This is a genomic window from Curtobacterium sp. NPDC090223, assembly GCF_044746585.1.
GTDB lineage: Bacteria > Actinomycetota > Actinomycetes > Actinomycetales > Microbacteriaceae > Curtobacterium.
The window spans coordinates 353618-377728 of the sequence record NZ_JBIVCN010000004.1 but is presented as its reverse complement, the minus strand read 5'-3'; the positions used below and the strand labels follow the sequence as shown (position 1 = coordinate 377728).

Below are 24111 nucleotides of genomic sequence, written 5' to 3'. Positions count from 1 at the left end.
TCGTGACGGGCTACCGGGGCGTCTCGTTCTGGCTGGACCAGCTCGTGGCCTCCGGCCGCGACGACCTGACGCCCCGGCCGCCCCTCGACGGCGACCACTCGGCGGACGTCTGCATCATCGGCGGCGGACTCACCGGTCTCTGGACCGCCTGGTACCTGCACCAGGCCGACCCGAGCCTCCAGATCGTCGTCGTGGAACGCGAGATCGCCGGATTCGGTGCCTCCGGTCGGAACGGCGGCTGGTGTTCCGCGCTCTTCCCGCGCTCCGCGGAGTCGATCGCGCAGCACGACGGCCGACAGGCCGCGCTCGCCATGCGCGCGGCCATGCGCGACACCGTCGACGAGGTGGGCCGCGCAGCGGCCGAGGCCGACGTCGACTGCGACTACGTCAAGGGCGGCACCGTCCTCTACGCACGGTCCGAGGTCCAGGACCGCGCGGCACGCGCCGAGGTCGCGTCGTCCGCCGACTGGGGCGACGACATGACGTACCGCGACGGCCGTCGCGGTGACGCGACCGACACGGTCGGCGTGGCATGGACCCAGGACTGCGCGCGGGTGCAGCCGGCCGCGTTGGTCCGTGGGCTGGCGGCCGCACTGGAGGCCAGGGGCGTCGTGATCGCGGAGCACACGCCCGCCGTGTCGTGGGCTCCCGGACGTGTGGTCACCACCCGCGGGACCGTCTCGGCCGGCGCGGTGGTCGTCGCCACCGAGGGGTACGGCGCATCCCTCGAGCAGACGAAGCGGCGGATCCTGCCGCTGTACTCGCTGATGATCGCGACCGCGCCGCTGCCGGCGTCCGCCTGGGAGCGCATCGGCCTGGAACACGGACAGACCTTCTCCGACTACCGGCACCTGCTCGTCTACGGGCAGCGGACCGCTGACGACCGGCTCGCCTTCGGCGGACGGGGTGCCCGGTACCACTGGGGTTCGTCGATCACCCCCGGGTACGACCGGGTCCCGCGCGTGTTCCAGCACCTGCGCCGGTCGCTCGTCGAGCTGTTCCCGGTCGTCGCGGACGCCGCGATCACCCACACCTGGGGCGGCCCGCTCGGCGTCCCGCGCGACTGGTGCGCGTCGGTGACCTGGGACGGGTCCGTCGGCTCGGCCGGCGGGTACGTCGGGGACGGCCTGTCGACGACGAACCTGGCCGGGCGGACGCTCGCCGACCTCGTGCGCGGGGTCGCATCGCCGCTGACCACGCTGCCGTGGGTCGGGCACCGCTCCCCCGACTGGGAGCCGGAGCCGCTGCGGTTCCTCGGGGCGAACGCCGGACTCGTCGCCACCGACCTGGCGGACCGCGAGGAACGGCTGACCGGACGTGCGAGCCTCGCCGCCCGGCTGATGGCACCACTGACCGGAGGTCACTGATGGGCGGGCTCTCCTGATGGGTGCGGACGTGATCGTCGTCGGGGCGGGTGTCGCCGGGCTGGCCGCCGCACGAGCACTGGCGCTGGGCGGCCGGGACGTCGTCGTGCTCGAGGCCCGTGACCGCATCGGCGGACGCACCTGGACGGACTCGGCGCTCGGCGTTCCGGTGGACCTCGGCGCCTCGTGGATCCACGGCATCGACGGCAACCCGCTGTGGTCCCTGGCGTCCGCGTTCGGGATCGAGACCGTCGAGTTCACCGTCGGGAGCTTCCAGTTCGACGGACGACCGATCGCGTGGCACGACCCGTCCGGCGCACGGATCGCCGACCCGTCGTCGTTCGTGGCCGACCTGCACACCGTCGACGGGCTGCTGGAGTCCGTCGTGGCGGACGCCGCCCCGGGGACCACGTACGCCGAGGCGGTCGCGACCGTGCTCACGTCGCTCGGCTGGACCGGTCCACGCTCCCTGCGCGTGCAGGAGTACATGGCGCACCGGTCCGAGGACCTCTGCGGTGCACCCGTCACCGACCTCGACGCCCACGGTCTCGAGGAGGAGCACGTCCCCGGCGACGAGGTCGTCTTCCCCGCCGGGTACGGGCAGTACGCGGCGGCCCTGGCCGAGGGGCTCGACGTCCGGACGGACGCGGCCGTCGCCGTGGTCCACCAGAACGACGAGCGGGTCCGGGTGACCACGGCCGACGGCGCGGAGTTCTGCGCCGCCGAGGTCGTCGTGACCGTACCGCTCGGTGTGCTGCAGGCCGGCGACGTCACGTTCGACCCACCGTTGTCGGGTCCGGCCGCCGGCGCGCTCGACCGGCTCGGGATGGGCGTCTACGACAAGGTGTTCCTGCGGTTCGAGACGAGGTTCTGGGACACCTGGGTGGTCCGGCAGCAGGGGTCAGCCGGTGTCGACTGGCACTCCTGGTACGACATGTCCCGGGTGACCGGGGAGCCCGTGCTCGCTGCGCTCCTCGGTGGTGCCGGGGCACGCCGGATCGAGACGCTGACGGACGACGAGGTCGTGGCGGAGGGACTCGCCGCGCTCCGTCGGGCGTTCGGCGACGCCGTGCCCGAGCCGATCGGCGCCCGGATCACCCGCTGGGCCGCCGACCCGTTCGCCCGCGGGTCGTACTCCTACCTGCACGTCGGGGCGTCGACCGACGACCACGACCTGCTCGGCACACCGTCCGGTCGTGTCCAGCTGGCCGGCGAGGCCACGTGGGGCGACGACCCCGCGACGGTGCACGGAGCCCTGCGGTCCGGGCTGCGAGCCGCGTCCCGGATCCTCGGCCGGACCGTCCCGGCGGACGAACTGGCCGGGACGCTCACGCCGCGAAGCGGACGCCGCTGAGTTCCTCGGAGACCGTCCAGAGCCGCGAAGCGTCCGCCTGGTCCCGCATCGGCGGCCACGGTTCCCGCCGTCCGGCGGGCCCGCCGAGGCCACCGGGGCCGGTCGGTCCGGTGAACCCGCCGTCGAGGTCGGCCGCGGTCGCCGCCAGGAGCGCGGGCTCCCCGGCACTCTCCGCGGTGCCGACGAGGAGCCCGCGTGCCGAGAGCCACCGGATCACCCGGACCTGTGGGGTGTCGCGGCCGCGGCCGACCTCGGGACGTGCGGCGAGCAGGCTCGTCGGCGCGACACCGGGGTGGCTGACCGCACTCGTGATCCCCCACCCGCCGGCTCGGCTGCGTCGGCTCAGCTCGAGTCCGAACAGCGCGACGGCGAGCTTCGACTGCCCGTACGCGCGCATGCCCTCGTAGCGACGAGCGAACTGCAGGTCGTCCCAGTGCATCGACGCGCGCCGGGCGGCCACGCTCGACTGCAGCACCACGCGGGCGTCGCCCTGCCGGAGCAGGGGCAGGAGCCGCCCGACCAGGGCGAAGTGGCCGAGGTGGTTCGTCCCGAACTGCAGCTCGAACCCGTCTGCGGTGACCTGGCGCTCCGGCGGCGTCATCACGCCCGCGTTCCCGATCAGGGCGTGCAGCGGGGCTCCCTCGGCCGCGAGCCGGTCCCCGAGCGCCGCGACCGACGACAGCGACGACAGGTCCAGGTCCTCGAGCCGGACCCGCGCCTCGGGGTGCAGCGTCCGGATGCGTCCCACCGCGCGCTCGCCCTTCGTCCGGTTGCGGACCGGCAGGACGACCTCCGCGCCGGCGCCGGCGAGGCGGGCGGCGATCCCCAGGCCGATGCCGTCGCTGCCGCCGGTCACCAGGACGCGTCGCCCGGTCAGGTCCGGGATCGTGGTCTCGTGCTGGTTCCTCGTCATCGGTCGGCCTCTCGTCGCGCTCCCGGTGCCGGGTCCGGCACCGGTGACGATGCTCCTCCCGTCCTCCGGCCGGAACCACGGCCTGACGATCCGTGGCTCCACGGACCCGGGCGGGAGATGATGAGCCCGTGATCGATCGACCGTCCCTCGCCGACTTCCTCCGCGGCCGTCGGGAAGCCCTGCAGCCGGAGGACGTCGGCCTGCCGCGGGGCCAGCGACGCCGGACCGACGGGCTCCGACGAGAGGAGGTGGCGCTCCTCAGCAACATGTCCGTCGACTACTACGCGCGCCTGGAACGCGAGCGCGGCCCGCAGCCGTCCGAACAGATGCTGGCGTCGATCGCGCAGGGCCTCCGCCTGACGATCGAGGAACGCGACCACCTCTTCCGCCTCGCCGGGCACCAGCCGCCACCGCCCGGCCCCGGCGGGGACCACGTCAGCCCCGGCATGATGCGGATCTTCGACCGCCTGGTCGACACCCCCGCGGAGATCGTCACCGAACTCGGCGAGACGCTGCAACAGACGCCGCTCGCGGCCGCGATCAGCGGCGACGCGTCCGAGCGCACCGGGGACGCCAGGAGCATCGGCTTCCGGTGGTTCACCGACCCGGCAGCGCGTGCGCTGCACCCGGACGAGGACCACGCGTTCCTGTCCCGGATGTACGCGTCGGGGCTCAGGACGGTCATCGCCGAACGCGGACCGGCGTCACGCGCGGCGCACCTCGCCGACGTGCTGCTCGCCCGGAGCGCCGAGTTCCGGGCGGTCTGGGCGCGGCACGAGGTCGGGATCCGCCCGCGCGAGGTCAAGCACTACCGGCACCCGGAGGTCGGACTGCTCACCCTGCACTGCCAGGTGCTGCTCGATCCGGAGCGCTCGCACGCCCTGCTCGTGTACACCGCGGAGCCGGGGAGCGAGAGCGCCGAGCGGCTGCGGCTGCTGTCGGTGATCGGGACGACGAGCACGGACCCGATCGGGGCGACGGGTTCGCCTACACTCGGCGCGTGAGTCCGTCGAAGGTCCGGCACCAGCACGAGCACCGCTTCCCGGTGGCCGCCGCGGTCCTGGTCAACCTCGCGCTCGGCCTGTTCCTGCCGAGCCAGGTGCTGTTCTTCCCGTCCTGGGTGGTGCCGCTGCTCGGCGTCCTGCTCCTCGTGCCGTTGATCGTGTTCAACCCGCGGCGGTTGTCCCGCGAGACGACGTGGTCGCGGTGGCTGTCGTTCGGGCTCGCGATCGTGCTCACCGTCGCGAACCAGCTCACCGTGGTCCGGACCGTCATGGAGCTGCTCGACGGGCACGCGGACGGCGCGGCCGTGCTGCTGACCGCGCTGCAGGTCTGGGTCAGCAGCATCATCGCGTTCGGGCTCGTGTACTGGGAGCTCGACCGTGGCGGACCGGTCGCCCGGCGTCGCCCGGGGCTCTGGGAGTCCGACGAGGCGGACTTCCAGTTCCCCCAGGAGACCGACGCACGGACCGCCGCGTGGCGGCCGGTGTACCTCGACTACCTCTACGTCGCACTCACCAACATGGTGGCGTTCAGCCCCACCGACACGATGCCGATGACCGTCCGCGCGAAGATGATCATGGCCTACCAGTCCATCGGCGGGTTCGTCCTGATGGCCCTGGTCATCTCGCGCGCGGTCAACATCATCGCCTGACCTGCGTCAGGCCCCGTGCGCCTCCTCGGACACGGGCTGCCACTCGCGCCACGTCGCCAGACGCGACTCGTAGTCCTTCTCGGCGATGCCGAGCGGTGCCTTGCCGAAGAAGACGCGCAGCGGGGGCTGCTCGGCGTCGACGACCTTGAGGATCGCGGAGCGCGTCGCCTCGGGCTTGCCCGGGTCGGCGGCCGACGGACGCTTCGACGCGGCCTCGCGCACGTCCGCGTACGCCGGGTTCTCGTCGCTGTGCTTCGACGAGGGGCCCGACCAGTCGGTCGAGAACCCGCCGGGCTCGATCAGCGTGACGTCGATGCCGAAGCCCGCGACCTCCTGCGAGAGCGACTGCGACAGGCCCTCGAGCGCCCACTTCGACGCGTGGTAGGCGCCCACGGTCGGGAACGCGCTGATGCCGCCGATGCTCGACACCTGGATGATGTGGCCCGAGCCCTGCGCGCGCATGATCGGCAGCGCTGCCTGGGTGACCCAGAGCGCGCCGAACAGGTTGGTCTCGAGCTGACTGCGGACCTCGTCCTCGGTCAGCTCCTCGACCATGCCGAAGTGGCCGTAGCCGGCGTTGTTCACGACGACGTCGAGCGAGCCGAAGTGCTCGGCGGCGCGCTGCACCGCGGCGAAGTCGGCGGCACGGTCCGTGACGTCGAGCTGGAGCCCGAGGAAGGTGTCCGGGTACTGCTCGACCAGCGCCTGCACGTCGTCGGTGTTCCGCGCGGTGCCGGCGACGGAGTCCCCGCGTTCCAGGGCGGCCTCCGCCCACTCGCGGCCGAAGCCCTTCGACGCGCCGGTGATGAACCAGGTCTTGCTCATGTGTCTCCTCCTGAGGTGGGTCACCACCCACGCAACGCCGGTCCGGTCAGGGGGACCTGGACGCCCGGGTGACGGCTGCGCCCATCGGACACGTCCGGGTGACGGCTGCGCCCATCGGACACGCACCGGCGCCGGATCGGTCCGTCAGGGTCGAGAAGACCGCAGCAACCACACGAAGTACGGGGCGCCGATCAGGGCGACGACCAGACCGGCCGGCACCTGCGCCGGGGCGATCACCGTCCGACCGATCGTGTCCGCGATGCTCACGAGCGCGGCGCCGAGGAGCATCGAGACGGGGACCAGCCGACCGTGCCGCGCACCGACGACCGACCGGGCCAGGTGCGGAGCGACGAGCCCGACGAAGCCGACGACGCCGACCGCCACGACGCTCAGTGCGGCGAGGACCGCGGCGAGGCCGAGCAGCACGAAGCGGGTCGGCCCCACCCGGACACCGAGGATCCGCGGGGTGTCCTCGTCGATCGCCAGCAGGTCGAGCCGGTGCCGCATGCCGATCAGCAGCGGGACCGCGACGACCAGGGCGATCGCGATCGGCACGACGTCCGGGAACTCCCGGCCGTACGTCGTCCCGGACAACCACGTGAGGATGCGCGGGGTGTTCCACGGGTCCGCGCGGAGCAGGAGGTACGTGGTCAGTGCGCTGAGGCCGTACCCGAACCCGATGCCGATGAGGACGAAGCGATCGGGCAGGAGTCCGCCGCGCCAGGCCAGCGCGGCGATGAGCGCGAACGTCACGAGCCCGGCGAGCACCGCCATCGTGATCAGGAGTCCTCGGCCCCCGCCCAGGAGCGTCACGACCAACACCGCGCCGAGCCCCGCGCCGGCGCTGATGCCGAGGATGCCGGGCTCGGCGAGCGGGTTGCGGACCGTGCCCTGCACGACCGTCCCCGCCAGCCCCAGTCCGGCGCCGGCGAGCACGGCCGCGGCGACGCGGGGCGCACGGTCGTCGAGCGCCTGGGCGACGAGGTCGGGAGCAGTGCCCCGCAGCCAGAGGGCGACGTCGCCGAGCTGCAACCACAGGCTGCCCGCGAGCAGGCCGAGGAGCAGCACCGCGACGACGACGACCGCGGCCACGCCGGTCACGACCAGGAACCGGCGGGGGGACCGGGCGGCCAGCGGCGACCGCGGCGGGTTCCGCGTCGCCCCGCTGTCCCGGAGCCGCATCGCGAGGGCGACGATGACGACCGCGCCGAGGAGCGCGGTGGGGACTCCCGTCGGGACCGAGGCCGCCCCCTCGGCGCCGAGGACGGCGCGCAGCACCGCGTCGGCGAGCAGGATCAGCAGCGCACCGAGGAGACCGGACACCGGCAGCAGGAGCACGTGGCGGTGCAGGGCGTGCACGCGCGCGGCGAGGAGCCGGACGAGCACCGGTGCCGCGAGTCCGACGAAGGCGATCGGGCCGGCCACCGTGACGGCGGTGCTCGTGAGGAGCACCGCGCCGAGGACCGCCAGCAGCCGGGTGGAGCGGATCGGCACACCGAGCGAGGACGCGGTGTCGTCGCCGAGGCCGAGGAGGTCGAGCCGTCGCGAGAGCAGCAGGGCACCCGCGACGACCGCGACGATGAGCGGGACGGCGCGGAGGGACGCGTCGAGGTTGAGCTGCGCGAGCGAGCCGCTCCCCCAGGCGAACAGCCCGGTGGTGTTCTCCTTGAAGAGGATGAGCAGCACCGCGCTGGCGGCGTCGAGCGCCATCGCCGTCGCGGAGCCGGCGAGGATCAGGCGCGTCGTCGCGGTGGAGGCCGACCGGCCGGCGATCGCGAGCACCAGCGCGGCGGCCAGCAGCCCGCCGACGAACGCGACCGCCCCGGACGCCCAGATCGGCACCGAGAGCCCGAACGCGGCGACCACGGTGACCGCGAAGTACGAGCCGGCGGTCACGGCGAGCGTGTCCGGCGCGGCGAGCGCGTTCCGCGTGACGGACTGCAGCAGGGCGCCCGCCACACCGAGCGCGATGCCGACGACCGCGCCGGCGAGGAGCCGCGGGAGCCGGGACCCGGTCAGCACGTCACCGACCGGGACGCCGCCGACCTGCTCCCTGGCTCCCCCGACGTACCGCAGCAGGTCGACGAAGCCGACACCGGACGTGCCCTGCGTGACGTGCCACATCCCGACCAGGACGACCGCCACGACGAGCAGCCCGATCACCAGGGCGCCGCTCGTCCCCCCGCGGAGACCGAGCCGGGACGACGGTGCGGTCACCGGCTCGGTCGGACGGGTCGTGCTCAAGCCGCCGTGATCGCGTCGACGTAGGCGTCGATGGCCATCTCGTTCGACAGTGGGCCGCCGGCACCCCAGGTCCCGGCCGGGAAGGCGTGCGCGCGGCCGTCCTCGACGGCGGGCAGCGCCTTCCAGATCGAGCTCTTGTCGAGCTCGACCACGTAGCTGCCCTCCTCCTCGTCGTTCGAGTAGAAGAGGTTCGCGTCGCCGACGGCGGTGAGGCCTTCGATGTCCGTCTGCCCGAGGCCGTACGCGGGGTCCACGCCGCCGTTGCCGTAGGCCTCGTCGATCTCGTCGGTCCACGCCGAGGTGAGCCCGAGCTCCTCGCCGAGCGCGGTGAACAGGGCACCCTTGCCGTACGGACGGATGACGACGTTGCCGCCCTCGATCCAGCCGTCGAAGAACAGGAACCGCTTCGTGGGCAGGTCGACGTCCTGCACCTGCTGCTTCGCGGCGGCGAGGTGGTCGTCGAACTGGTCGAGGACCTCGTCCGCACGGTCCGTCCGCCCGGTGGCCTCCGCGATCGTGGTGAAGACCTTCTTCATGTTGCCGATCGGGTCGGACGTGTCCGCGCCGAGCGTGGCGAGCACCGGGATGCCGCGCTTCTCGAGCTTCGTGATCTTCTCGTCGTCGGCCGAGAACGCCTCGACGATGACCAGGTCGGGGTTCGTCGCGGCGATCGCGTCCAGGTCGGGTTCTTCGCGGGTACCGGCACTCGTCACGCTCGCCGGGAGCTTCTCCGCCTTCACCCACGTGCCGTAGCCCTCCGGGTCGGCGACCGCGGTCGGGGTCACACAGAGGGTGAGCGCGTCCTCGATCTGCTGCCACTCGAGCACGACGACGCGCTTCGCCGGCGCGTCGAGCTCGACGGTGCGTCCGACGCCGTCCGTGATCGAGACGGGGCCGGTCGCGGTCGTCGTGGTGTCGGCCTCGCAGCCTGCCGAGGTCGGCGCGGCGGGGCCGGACGAGGCGGCGGCGTCCACCGAGGTGGTGCCGCAGCCGGACAACGCGAGGGCGGCGGCAGCGGCGACTGCCGCGGCCGTCAGGAGCTGGCGGGGTCGGATCATGGGAGGTCCTCTCGGGTGGGGCCAGCCGCGGGAGCGGCGGTGGGGGCGGCCGCGGGAGCGGCGGTGGTGGGTCGGGTCCGGGCAGGGTGCCGGCCGATCGGGTCGATGCGGATCCGGCCGGCCCTGGGGTCGACGTGCACCTCGACGTCGATCTCGTAGACGTGCGCGATGTTCCCCGCGGTGAGGACGTCGGTCGCCGGACCAGCGGCGTGGATCCGGCCGGCGGAGAGCAGGACGACCTCGTCCGCGACCCGGGCGGCGTGGTCGAGGTCGTGCAGGACGATCCCGACCGCGGTGTCGTGCCCGTCGACGAGGTCCCGCACGATGTCGAGCGTCTCCACCTGGTACCGCAGGTCGAGGTGGTTCGTGGGCTCGTCGAGCAGGACGACGCCGGTGTCCTGGGCCAGGCACGTGGCGAGCCAGACGCGCTGCATCTCGCCGCCGGAGAGCGCGCCCACCGGACGCTCCGCCATCGTCGTGACCCCGGTCGCCGCCATCGCGTGCTCGATCGCGGCGCGGTCCTCGGACGACGCACCGGCGAACGCCCGCCGGTAGGGGTGCCGTCCGAAGGCGACGATCTCCCGCACGGTCAGCCCCTGCGGAGCCGGACGGGACTGCGCGAACAGCGTGACCTGGCGGGCGAACTCCTTCGCACTGAACAGCGACGTGGACCGCTCGTCCACACCGAGGGTCACCGTGCCGCGGTCGATCGGGTGCAGTCGCGCGAGTGACCGCAGCAGCGTCGACTTCCCGCTGCCGTTCGGCCCGACGAGTGCCGTCACACGGCCCGGGGCCAGCGCGAGCGAGACGTCGTGGACGACCTCGAGGCCGCTGTGACCGAGCGAGACACCGTCGGCACGGAGCGCGACGGGGGCGACGGGGACGGCGCGAGCGGGTGCAGGGTGCATGGGGAGGAGGGCGTTCCGGTGCGAGGGTTCCGGCAGGTAAGGCAAGGCTTGCCTCAGGAACAGTAGAGGCTGACGACACCTGTCGGCAATCGCGACTTCCGGACGCGTGATGCCGCGTTCCGGACATCACATGGTCGGGCGCTGTGCGCCGAACACCCCCGGGGTCGTCCCCATCACACGCCGGAAGGCCGCGATGAAGGTGCTCGACTGCGCGTACCCGAGTTCCTCGGCGGTGGACTGCACGTCCCACCCCTCGGACAGCAGCGAGAGCGCGCGGTGCACGCGGACCGTCCGGCGCCACTGTGCGAACGACAGCCCCGTGGCGTCGCGGAACGCCCGCGTGATCGTGCGTTCGCTCACCCCGAGGGACCGTGCCCAGTCGTCGAGACCGCGATCGTCGGCCGGGTCCTCGGTGACGGCGGTGACCACCGGCGCGATGCGGCGGTCGTCCGGGACCGTGGTCGAGAGCTGCGCGTCCGCCGGCTCCAGCACGTCGAACACCACTGCCTCCGCACGCGCCCGCGCCGCCGGGTCGAGGTCCGTCCGGGCCAGGTGCATCAGGAGCGAGTGCAGCACGGGCGACATCGCGACCTCGACCGCGCCGACGATGGTCGTCGGCGCGCGGTCCGGCGCGAAGAAGGCGCCGTGCAGCTCGACGCGACGCGTCAGTCGGCCACCGTGCCGCACCCCGGCCGGCAACCACAGCCCGTAGCCCTCCGGCACGGTGAAGAGCCGGTCGCCGACACGCGCCGTGAGGGTCCCACCGCGGACCCAGACCAGCTCGTGCACCGCGTGCGTGTGCGGCTCCCACTCGACCGGCGTGACGAAGACCTCGGACCCGGACTGGATCCGGGTCTCGCTCGGCAGCGGCGCCTCTCCTCCGGCACTGCGCCGGGTGAGGGTGCCGGGTTCACTCGGCCACGCACCGATCGCACTGGTGTCGTGCGTCCGGTCCATGCCGCGATCCTACGGAAGCGGCGGTTCGTCAGGGGCGGGGCGCCGCGAACTCCAGGTTGACGTCGTCCGGGTCCTGCACGGACAGGATGACGACCCCGAACGGCGGGAGGTCGGTCACCGCACCGTGGACGATCCCGGCAGCGTCGAGCCGCGCCACGGCAGCGTGCAGGTCCGCCACGGCCCGCACCCGGAAGCTCACGTGGTCGAGGCCCACGCGGTCCGGGTCGAAGTGGTCCCCGACGGGTGCGACCGGACGCAGCCCGAGGGTCTGACCACCGAACGTGAACGAGCAGCCGCCGTAGGTGCGCCAGGGGTCGTCGATGATCTTCGGGTCGTCGATCTGGTCGCTGAAGTCACTGCCGGGCGGCATGCCGAAGAGTCGTTCGTAGAACGCCTTGCTGCAGGCGATGTCGGTGACGGTGAGCCGCACGTGCGCGAAGCCGAGCGGCTCGAGGATGGGTTCGCTCATCCCCCCACCGTGCTCCGGCCGCCCCCGACGGCCGACCAGCATCGCCGTCCCGGGAGGCCGTCCGGACGACGGGTAGGTTGTCGGGATGCGGTGGGGGAACACGGGGCTCAACGAGGAACAGGTCGAGGTCGTCCGTGCCGCCGTGCCGGGCGCCCGGGTGCTGACGAACGAGTCCTGGGGGCTCCTCGACACGGTCGTGCTGCACGTCGCGGGCACGGCGGCCGAGTACACGGTGAAGGCCGCCGGCCCGGAGAACACCCACTTCCCCCGGGAGCTCGTCGCGCACCGCGGCTGGACCGCCCCGCTCGTCCGGACCGGCGACACCGGGGCCCTCGTGACCGCCGACGAGGAGCACCGTGTCCTCGTGCTCGACCGGGTCCAGGGGCACCTCGCCCTCGGCACCCCCGACGAGGTATCGCCGGACGTGCACCGGCAGGCCGGAGCACTCCTCCGCCGCTTCCACGACCAGCACGCGGCCACGTCCGACGACTTCCTGGTCCGCGAGTCCGGGAAGGCCCTGGCCGCGCTGGCATCGGAGCACCGGATCCCGGACGACACCGCCGCGCGGGCGCGAGCCCACCTGGAGTCGTTCGACGCCGTCCCGGTCACCCTCGTGCCGACCCACGGCGACTGGCATCCCCGGAACTGGATCGTCGACGACGGCCGCCTGCGGATGATCGACTTCGGGCGCTTCGCCATGCGCCCGCGCGCGTTCGACCTCACGCGGCTCGCGGTCCTGCACTGGCAGGACGAACCGGCGCTCGAACGGGCCTTCTTCGACGGGTACGGCGACGACCCGCGCGAACCCGACGCCTGGCGCTGGCTCCAGCTCCGCGAGGCCGTCGGCACCGCCGTGTGGGCGTTCGTGGTCGGCGACGAACGGTTCGAGGCGCAGGGACACCGGATGCTCGCCGATGCCCTCGCGGCGTTCGGGGACCCGGACCGCTTGCGCTAGTTGATCGTGTGGTCAACAATGGCGCCATGGACGTCGTCATCGCTCCCCCGGTCCCTTCCCCACTGCACGAGGACACCGGCACACCGCGCCGGACGACCCGTGTCGCCCTGGTGCAGGTGCGGTGGCTCGCGGACCCCGTCGCGCACCGCGCCCAGCTCGCCGAGGGCATCGCAGCGGCGGCGGCGAACGGGGCCGCCGCGGTGTTCCTCCCCGAGCTGACACTGCTCCGGTACCCGGGCGACACCCCGGCGAGCGGCGTCCCGAAGGACCGCGCCGAGTCGATCGAGGACGGCCCCACCATCACGTTCGCCCGCGAACAGGCCCGTGCGCACGGGATCCTCGTGCACGCGTCACTGTTCGAGCGGCCGGCCGAGGACGACGACCCCGCCGACCCGCGCGGCTACAACACGGCGGTCCTCGTCGCGCCGCACGGCACGCTCGTCGGCCGGACCCGGAAGACGCACATCCCGATCAGCGCCGGGTACCACGAGGACACCTACTTCCGCCCCGGTCCCACCGACGACGCGTTCCCGGTCTACGAGCCGGCCGGGCTCGGTGCCCGCGTGGGACTGCCGACGTGCTGGGACGAGTGGTTCCCCGAGGTCGCGCGTTCCTACGGCCTCGCCGGCTCCGAGGTCCTCGCCTACCCGACGGCCATCGGCTCCGAGCCGACGTTCCCGGACTTCGACACCGCGCCGATCTGGCGGCAGGTCATCGTGGCGAACGGCATCACGGCCGGTCAGTTCATGGTCGTGCCGAACCGGTGGGGCGACGAGGGTGACATCACCTTCTACGGCTCGTCGTTCATCTCCGACCCGTTCGGTCGGGTCCTCGCCGAGGCACCTCGCGATGCCAGCACGGTCCTCGTCGCGGACCTGGACCTCGACGCCCGGACGGAGTGGCTGCGGCTCTTCCCCTTCTACCTGACGCGGCGACCCGACCTGTACGGCGGCATGGTGGGTGCCCTCGACCCCGTCCGGGACGGCTACGGCGCGCTCGAGGCGACCCGAGCCTCCTGGCCGGACCAGGCGACCACGGGCCGAGCCTCCCGGCCGGACCAGGCGACCACGGGCCGAGCCTCCCGGCCGGACCAGGCGACCACGCGCCGACCGACGGCCGCCCACCCGACCGGAGCGACCTCGTGAGCTGGCGGATGCCCGCGGAGACCGCTCCGCAGGAACGCACCTGGATGGCGTTCCCCCGCCCCGGCGCCACCCTCGGCGACGACCCGGCGAGCGCCGAGGCGGCACGCCGCGCGTGGGCCGCGACCGCGAACACGATCAGCGAGTACCAGCCCGTCACCGTCGTCGTGGACCCGGTCGCCCGGGCCGACGCCGCACGGCTGCTCTCGAGCGCCGTCGAGGTGCTCGAGGCGCCGCTCGACGACTTCTGGATGCGCGACATCGGCCCGACCTTCGTGGTGGACGACGAGACCGGTGCCCTCGGCGCCGTCGACTGGGTCTTCAACGGCTGGGGCGCCAACGCCTGGGCGACCTGGACCCGGGACGCGGAGATCGCCGCGACGGTCGCACGGGCCGCCGGTGTGGAGCGGATCCCGTCGCTCCTCGTCAACGAGGGCGGCGCCGTCCACGTCGACGGCGCCGGTCGGGTGCTGGTGACGGAGACGGTGCAGCTCGACCCGCGGCGGAACCCGTACGCCGATCACGCCCGGGTCGAGGAAGAGCTCGCCAGGACGATCGGGGCGACGGACGTGGTCTGGCTCCCCCGTGGGCTCACGCGGGACTACGACGGGCTCGGGACGCGCGGACACGTCGACATGGTCGCGACGTTCGCGGACCCCGGGACCGTCCTGCTGCACGCCCAACCCGATCCCGGGCACCCGGACCACCTCGTGATGCCACTGATCCGTCGCGTCATCGAGGAAGCGCTCGACGCGACCGTCGTCGAGGTCCCCGCGCCGGCGACCCTGGCCGACGACGACGGTCCGGTGGACTGGAACTACGTCAACCACGTCGTGGTGAACGGGGCCGTGATCGCGTGCGGGTTCGGCGACGCCGAGGCAGCGGCGGACGACCGAGCGCGGGGCATCCTGGCGGACGTGTACCCGGGCCGGGAGGTCCGCACGATCGACGCCCGCGAGGTCTTCGCGCGCGGCGGCGGCCTGCACTGCATCACCCAGCAGCAGCCCGCTCGGATGTGACCCGACGTGGTGTACACCGGCGGCGCCGGAGACGTACACCGCGTCCACTCCGCCCGCCGCGACTCCGTCGGTAGGGTTCTGCAACCGGTCCACGCGACGACGCACGGACCCCGGCCCCGCGACCCGTTCGCGCCGAGGAGGGAACTCCCATGGCATCACCCACCGCGGTCGCCGCTCCGGCGGCCCCCGCCCGTGGCGGCTCCCTGAAGCGGAGCCTCGGTCTCTGGGCGATCGTCGGCCTCGGGCTCGGCTACATGACCCCGACCGTGGTGTTCGACACCTTCGGGATCGTGTCCGGTGAGACCAACGGCGCCGTCCCGAGCGCGTACCTCATCGCGCTGGTGATCATGCTCCTGACCGCAGTCAGCTACGGCAAGATGGTCCGCGTCTACCCGGCCGCCGGTTCCGCGTACACGTACGTGCGGGAGTCGATCCACCCGAACGCCGGCTTCATGGTCGGCTGGGCATCGCTGCTGGACTACCTGCTCCTGCCGATGGTGAACGCGCTGATCATCCGGCTCTACCTGGAGCAGGTGTTCCCCGCCCTGCCGCCGTGGGTGACGGTCGTCGTGTACACGGTCTTCGTCACGACGGTGATCTGCCTGTCGATGCGCGGCACGTCGAACCTCAACATGGTGCTGCTCATCGGGGCGATCCTGGCGATGATCGCGTTCGTGGTCTTCACGGTGATCGAGCTGGTCAACGGCGCCGGCGCGGGCACGATCGTGAGCAGTGAGCCGTTCGTGCACGACGGGGTGACGATGTCGGCGCTCCTCACCGGGGCGACCGTCGTGTGCTTCTCGTTCATCGGGTTCGACGCGGTGACGATGTACACCGAAGAGGCGAAGTCGATCCGGATCATGCCGAAGGCGATCCTGATGACCGTGCTCATCGGCGGCCTGATCTTCCTGGTGTCCGCCTACTTCGCGCAGCTCCGGTTCCCGACGAACGCCCCGTTCGGCGAGTTCACCGACGACCCGCTCCCCCAGATCGGTCGGATCGTGGGCGGTCCGGTGTTCCAGGCGGTCCTCGTCGCTGCCGGGTTCGTCGCCGCGCTGGCGTCCGGCCTCGCCTCGCACGCCAGCGTCGCCCGCATGCTCCTGGTGATGGGGCGCAACAACGTCCTGCCGAAGCGCGTCTTCGGGTACGTCAGCCCGCGCACCCGGACGCCGATCCCGAACGTGGTCATCGTCGGTGTGGTGACCCTGCTCGCGATGACCTTCTCGCTCGACACGATCTCGTCGTACATCAACTTCGGCGCCCTGATCGCGTTCACCTTCGTCAACGCCACCGTGATCGTGCACTTCGCCGTCCGGCAGGGCCGCCGGCACACGGCGCGGGACCGGTTCGCGTACATCGTGCTCCCCGGGGTCGCGATGCTCCTCACCGGTGTTCTCTGGTCACAGCTGCACGCCGACGCGCTGATCGCCGGTGGCGTCTGGGCCGCGATCGGGTTCGTGTACCTGCTGGTCATCACGAAGGGCTTCCGGGTCCAGCCGAAGGGCTTCGACGAGAACCAGCCGGTGACCGGCGTGAACAAGCAGCTGACCGACGAACAGGCATAGGAGCACCCCGTGACCGACACGAGCACCAGTACCAGCACCGCCACGACCGTCTACGCCGTCACCGACCCGGCGACCGGCGAGGTCCTCCGCACCTTCCCGACCATCACCGACGACGAGCTCCGCGCCGCGATCGACGCAGCCGACCGGACGCACACCGAGTGGGCACGCGCCACGAGCGTCGCCGACCGTGCCGCGCTCGTGCACCGCGTCGCCGACCTGTACCGCGAGCGACGGGACGAGCTCGCCACGACGATCGTGCGCGAGATGGCCAAGCCGATCGACCAGGCCGTGGGCGAGATCGACTTCTGCGCCGACATCTACGACTACTACGCCGACAAAGCCGAGGACTTCCTGGCGGACGAGCCGATCACGCTGGCCGCCGGTTCCGAGGGCAGCGCCTTCATCCGCAAGGACTCGATCGGCGTGCTGCTCGGCATCATGCCGTGGAACTTCCCGGCATACCAGATCGCCCGGTTCGCCGGCCCGAACCTGCTCATCGGCAACACCGTCCTGCTGAAGCACGCGCCGCAGTGCCCGGAGTCGGCCCTGGCGATCGAGCAGGTCTTCCACGACGCCGGCTTCCCGACCGGTGCGTACACGAACGTCTTCGCGACGAACGACCAGATCGCCGACGTCATCGCCGACCCCCGCGTCCAGGGTGTCTCCCTGACCGGCTCGGCGCGCGCGGGTGCCGCGGTCGCGGAGATCGCCGGCCGCAACCTGACGAAGGTGGTGCTGGAGCTCGGCGGGTCCGACCCCTTCATCCTGCTCTCGACCGACGACCTCGACGCCGTCGTGGAGTCCGCCGTCGCCACCCGCCTCGAGGGCAACGGCCAGGTCTGCAACGCCGCCAAGCGCTTCCTCGTCGCCGACCACCTGTACGAGAGCTTCCTCGCGAAGTTCACGGCGGCGATGGCGGCGGTCGCCCCGACGGACCCGACGACGCCGGGTGCCGAGCTCGGCCCGCTGTCGTCACCGGCCGCGGCGGACCGGCTCGAGGCACAGCTGACGGCGGCGAAGGACCAGGGCGCCACCGTCGTCACCGGCGGCGAGCGCTCCGGGAACGCCTTCACCCCGACCGTGCTGACGGACGTCACGCCCGACAACGACGCGTACCGCGAGGAGTTCTTCGGCCCGGTCGCGGCCGTCTACCGGGTGACGGACGAGGACGACGCGGTACGGCTCGCCAACGACACCCCGTACGGCCTCGGGTCGTACCTGTTCACGACCGATGCCGACCAGGCGCTGCGGGTCGCGGACCGCATCGAAGCGGGCATGGTCTACGTCAACCTCGTCGGTGCGGACAGCCCCGAGCTGCCCTTCGGCGGCGTCAAGGCGAGCGGGTTCGGGCGCGAGCTCGGGCCGCTGGGCGCCGACGAGTTCGTCAACAAGAAGCTGATCCGCATCGGCTGACGTCCCCGGCGGCGCGTCTGCGCGCCCTGCCGACATCTGCACACGCGGGCGCTTGTGCCGTTGTCGGCACGGCGAGCAGGAACGAACGAGAGGCCGGATCTACTGCGGGTCCGCCGGCTCGCCGCCGGAGTCGTGGTCGCTGTCCTCGTGGGGGTCCTAGGTGGCGTGGCCGGACGGCGAGCCGTCCGGCAGGTCGGCGGTGTGCTGCGCCTGCTCCTCGGAGGGGTCGCTGGATCCGGTCGGCGTCGTCTCACTCATGTCGCGGACGGTACGCGGGCGCCATGGGCGTGCCTCCAGACGGCCGGGAGGGTGGGCCTCGCCGGCCGGTACCGATGACGGACTGGAGGCCCGGTGCCAGCTGGCACCGGGCCTCCGGTCCGTCGGTGTGGTCGCGACTAGAGCGTCGCCGGCTGGGGCAGGGCGGCCAGGATCTCCGCGGCGGCCTCCCGGCCGATGCGGACCGCACCGTCGACGTGCTGGTAGCCGGCACCGGCCAGGTCGCTCGAGGCGAAGCGGATCGGACCGACGGCCGCGCGCTGGTCGGCGCCGTAGCGTGCAAGACCACCCAGGTCGAAGCTGGCCGCGTACGCGCCGCGGGTCCACTCCTCGGTGCCCCAGTCGCTCTCGTAGTAGACGACCGGGTCGGCGGCCTCGGGACCGTAGTAGTGCACCAGGGACTGCAGGATCCGGGCCTTGCGCTCCTCGGCGTCGAGCGCGAAGACCGCATCGGCGTGCTCGTCCGAGACGAAGCCCACGAGCGTGCCCTGTTCCGTGCCGTACGAGGTGTTGTCGTACGCCTCGTGCACGAGCTCGTACGGGCTGAACGCGGTGCCGGACAGCCCGGCCTCGCGCCAGAACGGCCGGTCGTAGACGGCGTGCACCTTGATCACGAAGCCCATCGACAGGTGCTGGTGGAGCTGGTGCTGCCGGCGGGGCAGCGGCGGGTCGTAGGAGATCCGCGTGTACAGGGGCGGCGGGACCGCGACGAGCGCCTGTCGGGCGTGCACCTCGATGCCACCGTCGGCGATCGCGACGACACCCTCGTCAGTCCAGCGCAGCGTCCGCACCGGAGCATCCAGGTGCACGTCGTCACCGAGCTGCTCGGCGAGCCGGAGGGAGACCTGCTGCATGCCGCCGACCACACGCTTGTCGAGGATGAAGTCGGCGTCGACCAGGTTGGTGAAGCTGCCGGCCGAGGCGGCCATCAGCAGTGCCTGCAGCGCGGAGAACGCGTGCGCGGGCTTCGTCAGCATCGCGCCGGCGATGAACAGCTCCACGTTGTCGGTCGCGACGCGGTCCGGGCTGAGCGCGTGCAGCCAGTCGCGGAAGCTCGTCTCGTCCAGGCGCTTCGCGTCGGGTGACTCCCACGGGCGCGCGGGGTCGACCCGCGCCACGTACTCGTCGACGACGGACACCAGGCGTTCGATCTCGTTCGCCGTGGCCTCCGGCAGCGGGAAGATGTCGCCGGTGTACTCGGTGCGCGTGCCGGACTCGTCGACGTAGACGCTGGAGCCCTCGCGGTAGCGGTCGTACGTCTCGAGGCCGAGCTCGTCGAGCGTCTCGAGGAGCGCGGTCTGGTCGGGCGACACCCACTGCCCGCCGATCTCGAGCGTCACGCCCTCGATGTCGTTCGTCCACGTGCGGCCACCGACGCGGTCGCGGGCTTCGAGCACCGCGACGGTCTTGCCCTCGGCGACCAGGCGGGTCGCGGCGGTCAGGCCCGTCACCCCGGCGCCGATGATGACGACGTCTCTCTCGATCATCGTGCGTCTCCTGTCGTGGTGCGCTCCCGGAAGGGGTCCGGGGTGAGCGTGTACATGGTCTCCAGGTACTCCGAGATCCCCTCGGCGCCGCCCTCGCGGCCCATCCCGGACTGCTTCACGCCGCCGAACGGGGCCGAGGCGTTCGAGACGACCCCGGTGTTCAGGCCGAGCATGCCCGTCTCGAGCCGCTCCATCAGCCGTTGGCCGCGCGCCGGGTCCTCGGTGAACGCGTACGCGACGAGACCGTACTCGGTGTCGTTCGCGCGGGTGATCGCCTCGTCGTCGGTGCGGAAGGTGCTGATCGCCAGGACCGGTCCGAAGATCTCGTCCGTCAGGATCGCGCTGGCCGGCTGGACGTCCGTGACGACGGTCGGCGCGTAGAACGTGCCGGGGCGCTCGACCGCGTGTCCACCGGTCCGCACCGTCGCGCCGCGTGCGACCGCGTCGGTGACGAGCCGGTCGGCCTTCGCGACGGCCCGGTCGTCGATGAGCGGGCCGATCGCCACGCCCTCCTCGGTGCCGCGACCGACGGTCATCGCCTCGACCCGCTCCACGAGCCGGTCCGCGAACGCCTCGGCGACGTCCTCGTGCACGATGAACCGGTTCGCGGCCGTGCAGGCCTGCCCGGTGTTCCGGAACTTCGCGGCGAGCGCCCCGCTCACGGCCTCGTCCAGGTCGGCGTCCGCGAACACCAGGAACGGGGCGTTGCCGCCGAGCTCCATCGACGTGCGCAGGACGTTCTCGGACGCCTGCGCGAGCAGGGTCCGGCCGACCGGGGTCGACCCCGTGAAGGACAGCTTCCGGAGCCGACTGTCCGCCAGGATCGGCGTCGACACCGCCTTGGCGTCACTCGTCGGGACCACGTTCACGACGCCGTCCGGCACGCCGACCTCGCGGAGCAGGTCCACGAAGAGCAGGGTCGTCAGCGGGGTCAGCTCGGCGGGCTTCACGACCACGGTGCACCCGGCGGCGAGCGCCGGTGCGATCTTCCGGGTCGCCATCGCGAGCGGGAAGTTCCACGGGGTGATCAGGTACGCCGGGCCGACGGGCTTGTGGGAGACGATCGTCCGGCCGGTGCCCTCGGGGTTGGTGCCGTAGGAGCCGCCGATGCGGACCGCTTCCTCGGCGAACCAGCGGAGGAACTCGCCACCGTAGGTGACCTCGCCGTTCGCCTCGGCGAGGGGCTTGCCCATCTCCAGGGTCATCAGGAGCGCGAAGTCGTCCCGGCGCTCCTGCAGCAGGTCGAACGCCGCCCGGAGGAGTTCACCGCGCTTCCGGGGCGGGGTCGCCGCCCACGCCGCACGGGCACGATCCGCGGCGTCGAGTGCGCGCAGGCCGTCCTCGGCGGTCGCACTCGCGACGTTCGCGATCACCGCGCCGGTGGAGGGGTCCTGGACGGCGAACGTGGCGCCGTCGCTCGCAGGGCCCCAGACCCCGTCGACGAACAGGCCGTCGGGGACGCGGGCGAGGAGGTCGTGCTCGGTGGTGGTCGTCTCGGTCATCGTCATGATGCTGCCAGCCCTTCGAGCACGATTCCCAGGCCCTCGGCGAGCAGCGCGTCGTCGATGGCGAGCGGCGGGAGGAAGCGGACGACGTTGCCGTACGTGCCGGCGGTCAGCGCGATGACGCCGTGCTCGGTCGCGTACCGGACGATGCGCCCGGTCAACCCGGGGTCCGGATCGCCCGTCCCCGGGTCGACGAGCTCCATCGCGATCATCGCCCCGCGGCCACGGACGTCCCCGATGCGCGGGTCGTGCTCCTGTGCACTGCGGAGTGCGCCGAGCACGACGCCCTCGATCTCCTGCGCACGCTCGACCAGACCGTCGTGCTCGAACGCGTCGATCGCGGCGAGTGCGGCGGCGCACGCGATCGGGTTGCCGCCGTAGGTGCCGCCGATGCCGCCGACCTGGGGCGAGTCCATGATCTCCGCACGGCCCGTCACCGCGGACAGGGGCAGGCCGCCGGCGATCCCCTTCGCCGTGGTCACGATGTCCGGGACGACGCCCTCGTGCTCGCTCGCGAACATGGCGCCGGTGCGGGCGAACCCGGTCTGCACCTCGTCGGCGATCAGCACGACGTCGTTCGCGCGGGCCCACTCCGCCAGCGCCGGCAGGAACCCGGACGCCGGGACGACGAATCCGCCCTCGCCCTGGATCGGCTCGACGAGGACCGCCGCGGTGTTCTCCGCTCCGACCTGCTTCTCGATCTGGCTGATGGCCCGCGCCGCCGCCTCGGGTCCGGTCAGTCCGTCGCGGAACGGGTAGGACATCGGGACGCGGTAGACCTCGGGGGCGAACGGACCGAAGCCGCTCTTGTAGGGCTGGTTCTTCGCGGTGAGCGCCAGCGTCAGGTTCGTCCGGCCGTGGTACGCGTGGTCGAACACCACGACGGCCTGCTTCCCGGTGTGACTCCGCGCGATCTTCACGGCGTTCTCGACGGCCTCGGCGCCGGAGTTGAACAGCGCCGTGCGCTTCTCGTGGTCGCCGGGGGTCAGGCGGTTCAGGGCCTCGGCGACCTCGACGTACCCGTCGTAGGCGGCGATGGTGAAGCACGTGTGCGTGAACGCGGCGACCTGGGCCGTGACCGCGGCGGCGACACCGGGGTGGGCGTTCCCGACCGAGGTGACGGCGATCCCGGAGCCCAGGTCGATGAGCGAGTTGCCGTCCGCGTCGACGACGACCCCGCCACCCGCTGCCACGACGGCGATCGGGACGGCCACGCCGACGCCGTTCGGCACCGCGGCGGCCTTCCGGGCCATCAGCTCCCGCGAGCGCGGGCCGGGGATCTCGGTGACCAGGCGGCGTTCCTGGGGAAGGCCGGGTCCGCCGGTGGTGGTGGTTGCGAGCACGGTGGAGGACATGCGCCGATGGTAGGAGCGTCGGGACACCTCCCGTGCTGTCCACCGCGTACAGCGGGACGGACTCCGATCGCCACGGTGGATAAGCTCGGCGCATGCCCGCGACGCTGGACTCCCTGCTCTCCCGACCGGACCTGGGCCTGCGGCTGCTCGGCACCGGGACGACCGACCGCCCGATCTCGTGGCTGCACAGTTCCGACCTGCCCGATCCCACCCCGTTCCTCACCGCCGGACAGGCACTCCTGACCACCGGCACCCAGTTCGGGACGGACTCCGAGGTCGAGGCGGACCTCGTCGACGCGTACGTCGCACGGCTCGCGGAGCACGGCGTCGTCGCCCTCGGGTTCGGCACCGAGGTCGTCCGCGCCGGCACCCCGGACGCGCTCGTCGACGCGTGCCGCACGCACGACCTGCCGCTCTTCGAGGTCCCGTACGAGACCTCGTTCATCGCCGTCGCGCAGGCGAACGCCGAGACGGTGGCCCAGGACGCCAACGCCAGGAGCGGTTGGGCCCTCGCCGCCCAGCGCGCCATCTCCCTCGCGGCCCTCCGACCGGACGGGCTCGGCGCCACCCTCGCCGAACTCTCCCGTCAGCTCGACTGCTGGGTGGGCCTGCTCGACGTCTCGGGCCGGCTGGACCGAGAGTTCCCGGCATCCGGGATCCCCGCGGACGAGCGCGAGCAGCTGCAGGCAGAGGGTGCCAGGCTGCTCCGCGGCGGGCAGCGGGCGAGCCTGCCGGTGAGCACCGCGCACGGCGGGTTCACACTGCAGACGCTCGGGTCCGGTGGGCACCTCGACGGCGTCCTGGCGATCGCGACCGGGTCCCTCGACCAGGCCGGACGCGAGGTCGTGACCGCCGTCATCGCCCTCGCCGGCCTGGCACTCCAGCAGAACCGCGAGCTCGCCCGCGCCCGAGGGCTGCTCCGCACCGGGCTCCTGACGATGCTGTCGTTCGGCGACTCCGAGGTGGTCGACACGACGTCCCGCGAACTCTGGGGACCGCTGCCGGCCGAACCCATCCGGCTCGCCGCGGTCGACGTCGCCGACGAGCGGACCGACTCCGTCGTGGACATCCTGGAGCTCTGGGTGCAGGAGACGCCCGGGCAGCTCTTCTTCGCCGTCGACGACGCGCTGTTCCTCTGCGTGAGCGCGGACGACACCGCGCCGGTCGAGCGCCTCACCGAGCAGTACGGTCTGCATGCCGGCCTGTCCGACGGCGCCACCTTCGCGTCGTTCGCGCGCGCCAGGGCCGAGGCCGTGCAGGCGCTCGACCGCAGCCGGGAGGGCCGCCCGGGCATCGTCGAGTTCGGCGACCTGGCACGCGACGGGGTCCTGGCGCACCTCGCCCACACCGGGGCGGCCGACATCGCCAGGGCGTTCCTGGAGCCGCTCACCGACCACGACGCCCAGGCCGGCACGGACCTCACCCACACCGTCCGCACCTGGCTCGAGCAGAACTGCGAGTACGACCGCACCGCGCAGGTCCTCGGCGTGCACCGGCACACCGCCCGCGCCCGCATCGAACACGCCGGGCGCCTGCTCGACCGCGACCTCGGACTGTTCGCGACGCGGGCCGACGTCTGGGCGGCCTTCGTGGCGCTGCCCGCGTGACCGACCGGCCGCTGCCCGCGTGACCGACCGGCCGCTGCCCG

Annotated in this window: 20 protein-coding genes; 10 read left to right on the top strand and 10 right to left on the bottom strand. The window is 72.7% G+C overall.

Annotated features, from left to right (window positions below):
* The first annotated feature begins 2 nt into the window (after positions 1–2).
* Complete coding sequence (locus ACIPJY_RS11890; RefSeq protein ID WP_400464238.1) at positions 3–1367, top strand: NAD(P)/FAD-dependent oxidoreductase; 1365 nt, start codon at positions 3–5, stop codon at positions 1365–1367.
* A 16-nt stretch (positions 1368–1383) separates the two neighbouring features.
* Complete coding sequence (locus tag ACIPJY_RS11885) at positions 1384–2718, top strand: flavin monoamine oxidase family protein (protein ID WP_400464241.1); 1335 nt, start codon at positions 1384–1386, stop codon at positions 2716–2718.
* On the opposite strand, the gene ACIPJY_RS11880 is transcribed toward ACIPJY_RS11885, so the two are convergent.
* Positions 2693–3631 carry an SDR family oxidoreductase gene (locus ACIPJY_RS11880; RefSeq protein WP_400464243.1) on the bottom strand — a complete coding sequence of 313 codons (939 nt, stop codon included), beginning with the start codon at positions 3629–3631 and terminating at the stop codon, positions 2693–2695. The genes ACIPJY_RS11885 and ACIPJY_RS11880 overlap by 26 nt on opposite strands.
* A 128-nt stretch (positions 3632–3759) precedes the next feature.
* On the opposite strand from ACIPJY_RS11880, the gene ACIPJY_RS11875 reads away from it, so the two are divergent.
* Both ACIPJY_RS11875 and ACIPJY_RS11870 read left to right on the top strand, forming a co-directional pair.
* On the top strand, positions 3760–4635 hold the full coding sequence (locus ACIPJY_RS11875) for a helix-turn-helix transcriptional regulator (RefSeq protein WP_400464246.1): 876 nt from the start codon (positions 3760–3762) through the stop codon (positions 4633–4635).
* A complete protein-coding gene (locus tag ACIPJY_RS11870) occupies positions 4632–5285 on the top strand; it encodes a hypothetical protein (RefSeq protein ID WP_400464249.1) in 654 nt (217 codons plus the stop codon). Before ACIPJY_RS11875 ends, ACIPJY_RS11870 begins: the two co-directional genes overlap by 4 nt.
* Positions 5286–5291: 6 nt before the next feature.
* Here the strand turns inward: ACIPJY_RS11870 and ACIPJY_RS11865 are convergent, their stop codons facing one another.
* From ACIPJY_RS11865 to ACIPJY_RS11840, 6 genes are all read right to left on the bottom strand, one after another.
* Positions 5292–6110, bottom strand: coding sequence for an SDR family oxidoreductase (locus tag ACIPJY_RS11865; RefSeq protein ID WP_400464252.1), 819 nt, complete (start codon positions 6108–6110; stop codon positions 5292–5294).
* A 144-nt stretch (positions 6111–6254) separates the two neighbouring features.
* Positions 6255–8354, bottom strand: a complete 2100-nt coding sequence (locus ACIPJY_RS11860) for an iron ABC transporter permease (protein WP_400464255.1) — start codon at positions 8352–8354, stop codon at positions 6255–6257.
* Positions 8351–9412 carry an iron-siderophore ABC transporter substrate-binding protein gene (locus tag ACIPJY_RS11855; protein ID WP_400464258.1) on the bottom strand — a complete coding sequence of 354 codons (1062 nt, stop codon included), beginning with the start codon at positions 9410–9412 and terminating at the stop codon, positions 8351–8353. The genes ACIPJY_RS11860 and ACIPJY_RS11855 overlap by 4 nt, the downstream gene beginning before the upstream one ends.
* The gene (locus ACIPJY_RS11850; protein WP_400464261.1) at positions 9409–10320 is read right to left on the bottom strand and encodes an ABC transporter ATP-binding protein; all 912 of its coding nucleotides are present in this window, start codon (positions 10318–10320) and stop codon (positions 9409–9411) included. The genes ACIPJY_RS11855 and ACIPJY_RS11850 overlap by 4 nt, the downstream gene beginning before the upstream one ends.
* A 126-nt stretch (positions 10321–10446) precedes the next feature.
* Entirely contained in the window at positions 10447–11277 is an 831-nt protein-coding gene (locus ACIPJY_RS11845; RefSeq protein ID WP_400464264.1) for a helix-turn-helix domain-containing protein, read from the bottom strand.
* Between the two features lie 28 nt (positions 11278–11305).
* Entirely contained in the window at positions 11306–11746 is a 441-nt protein-coding gene (locus tag ACIPJY_RS11840) for a VOC family protein (protein ID WP_400464267.1), read from the bottom strand.
* Positions 11747–11831: 85 nt separating this feature from the next.
* Between ACIPJY_RS11840 and ACIPJY_RS11835 the strand changes: the two genes are divergently transcribed.
* From ACIPJY_RS11835 to ACIPJY_RS11815, 5 genes are all read left to right on the top strand, one after another.
* Positions 11832–12701, top strand: a complete 870-nt coding sequence (locus ACIPJY_RS11835; protein ID WP_400464270.1) for a phosphotransferase family protein — start codon at positions 11832–11834, stop codon at positions 12699–12701.
* A gap of 26 nt (positions 12702–12727) precedes the next feature.
* Positions 12728–13846: a nitrilase-related carbon-nitrogen hydrolase gene (locus ACIPJY_RS11830; RefSeq protein WP_400464273.1), complete on the top strand. Its 1119-nt coding sequence runs from the start codon at positions 12728–12730 to the stop codon at positions 13844–13846.
* A complete protein-coding gene (locus ACIPJY_RS11825; RefSeq protein WP_400464276.1) occupies positions 13843–14862 on the top strand; it encodes an agmatine/peptidylarginine deiminase in 1020 nt (339 codons plus the stop codon). Before ACIPJY_RS11830 ends, ACIPJY_RS11825 begins: the two co-directional genes overlap by 4 nt.
* 149 nt (positions 14863–15011) lie before the next feature.
* Entirely contained in the window at positions 15012–16427 is a 1416-nt protein-coding gene (locus ACIPJY_RS11820; protein ID WP_400464279.1) for an APC family permease, read from the top strand.
* A 9-nt stretch (positions 16428–16436) separates the two neighbouring features.
* Positions 16437–17840 carry an NAD-dependent succinate-semialdehyde dehydrogenase gene (locus tag ACIPJY_RS11815; protein WP_400464281.1) on the top strand — a complete coding sequence of 468 codons (1404 nt, stop codon included), beginning with the start codon at positions 16437–16439 and terminating at the stop codon, positions 17838–17840.
* Between the two features lie 395 nt (positions 17841–18235).
* On the opposite strand, the gene ACIPJY_RS11810 is transcribed toward ACIPJY_RS11815, so the two are convergent.
* Genes ACIPJY_RS11810 through gabT form a run of 3 tightly spaced genes read right to left on the bottom strand, consistent with a single transcriptional unit; the run spans position 18236 to position 22463 of the window.
* Positions 18236–19603, bottom strand: a complete 1368-nt coding sequence (locus ACIPJY_RS11810; protein WP_400464284.1) for a flavin monoamine oxidase family protein — start codon at positions 19601–19603, stop codon at positions 18236–18238.
* On the bottom strand, positions 19600–21105 hold the full coding sequence (locus ACIPJY_RS11805; RefSeq protein ID WP_400464287.1) for an NAD-dependent succinate-semialdehyde dehydrogenase: 1506 nt from the start codon (positions 21103–21105) through the stop codon (positions 19600–19602). The genes ACIPJY_RS11810 and ACIPJY_RS11805 overlap by 4 nt, the downstream gene beginning before the upstream one ends.
* Positions 21106–21107: 2 nt before the next feature.
* The gene (gene gabT, locus ACIPJY_RS11800; RefSeq protein ID WP_400464289.1) at positions 21108–22463 is read right to left on the bottom strand and encodes a 4-aminobutyrate--2-oxoglutarate transaminase; all 1356 of its coding nucleotides are present in this window, start codon (positions 22461–22463) and stop codon (positions 21108–21110) included.
* Between the two features lie 92 nt (positions 22464–22555).
* Here gabT and ACIPJY_RS11795 point away from each other — a divergent pair, with 92 nt between their 5' ends.
* Complete coding sequence (locus ACIPJY_RS11795; RefSeq protein WP_400464292.1) at positions 22556–24070, top strand: PucR family transcriptional regulator; 1515 nt, start codon at positions 22556–22558, stop codon at positions 24068–24070.
* Positions 24071–24111: the final 41 nt, after the last annotated feature.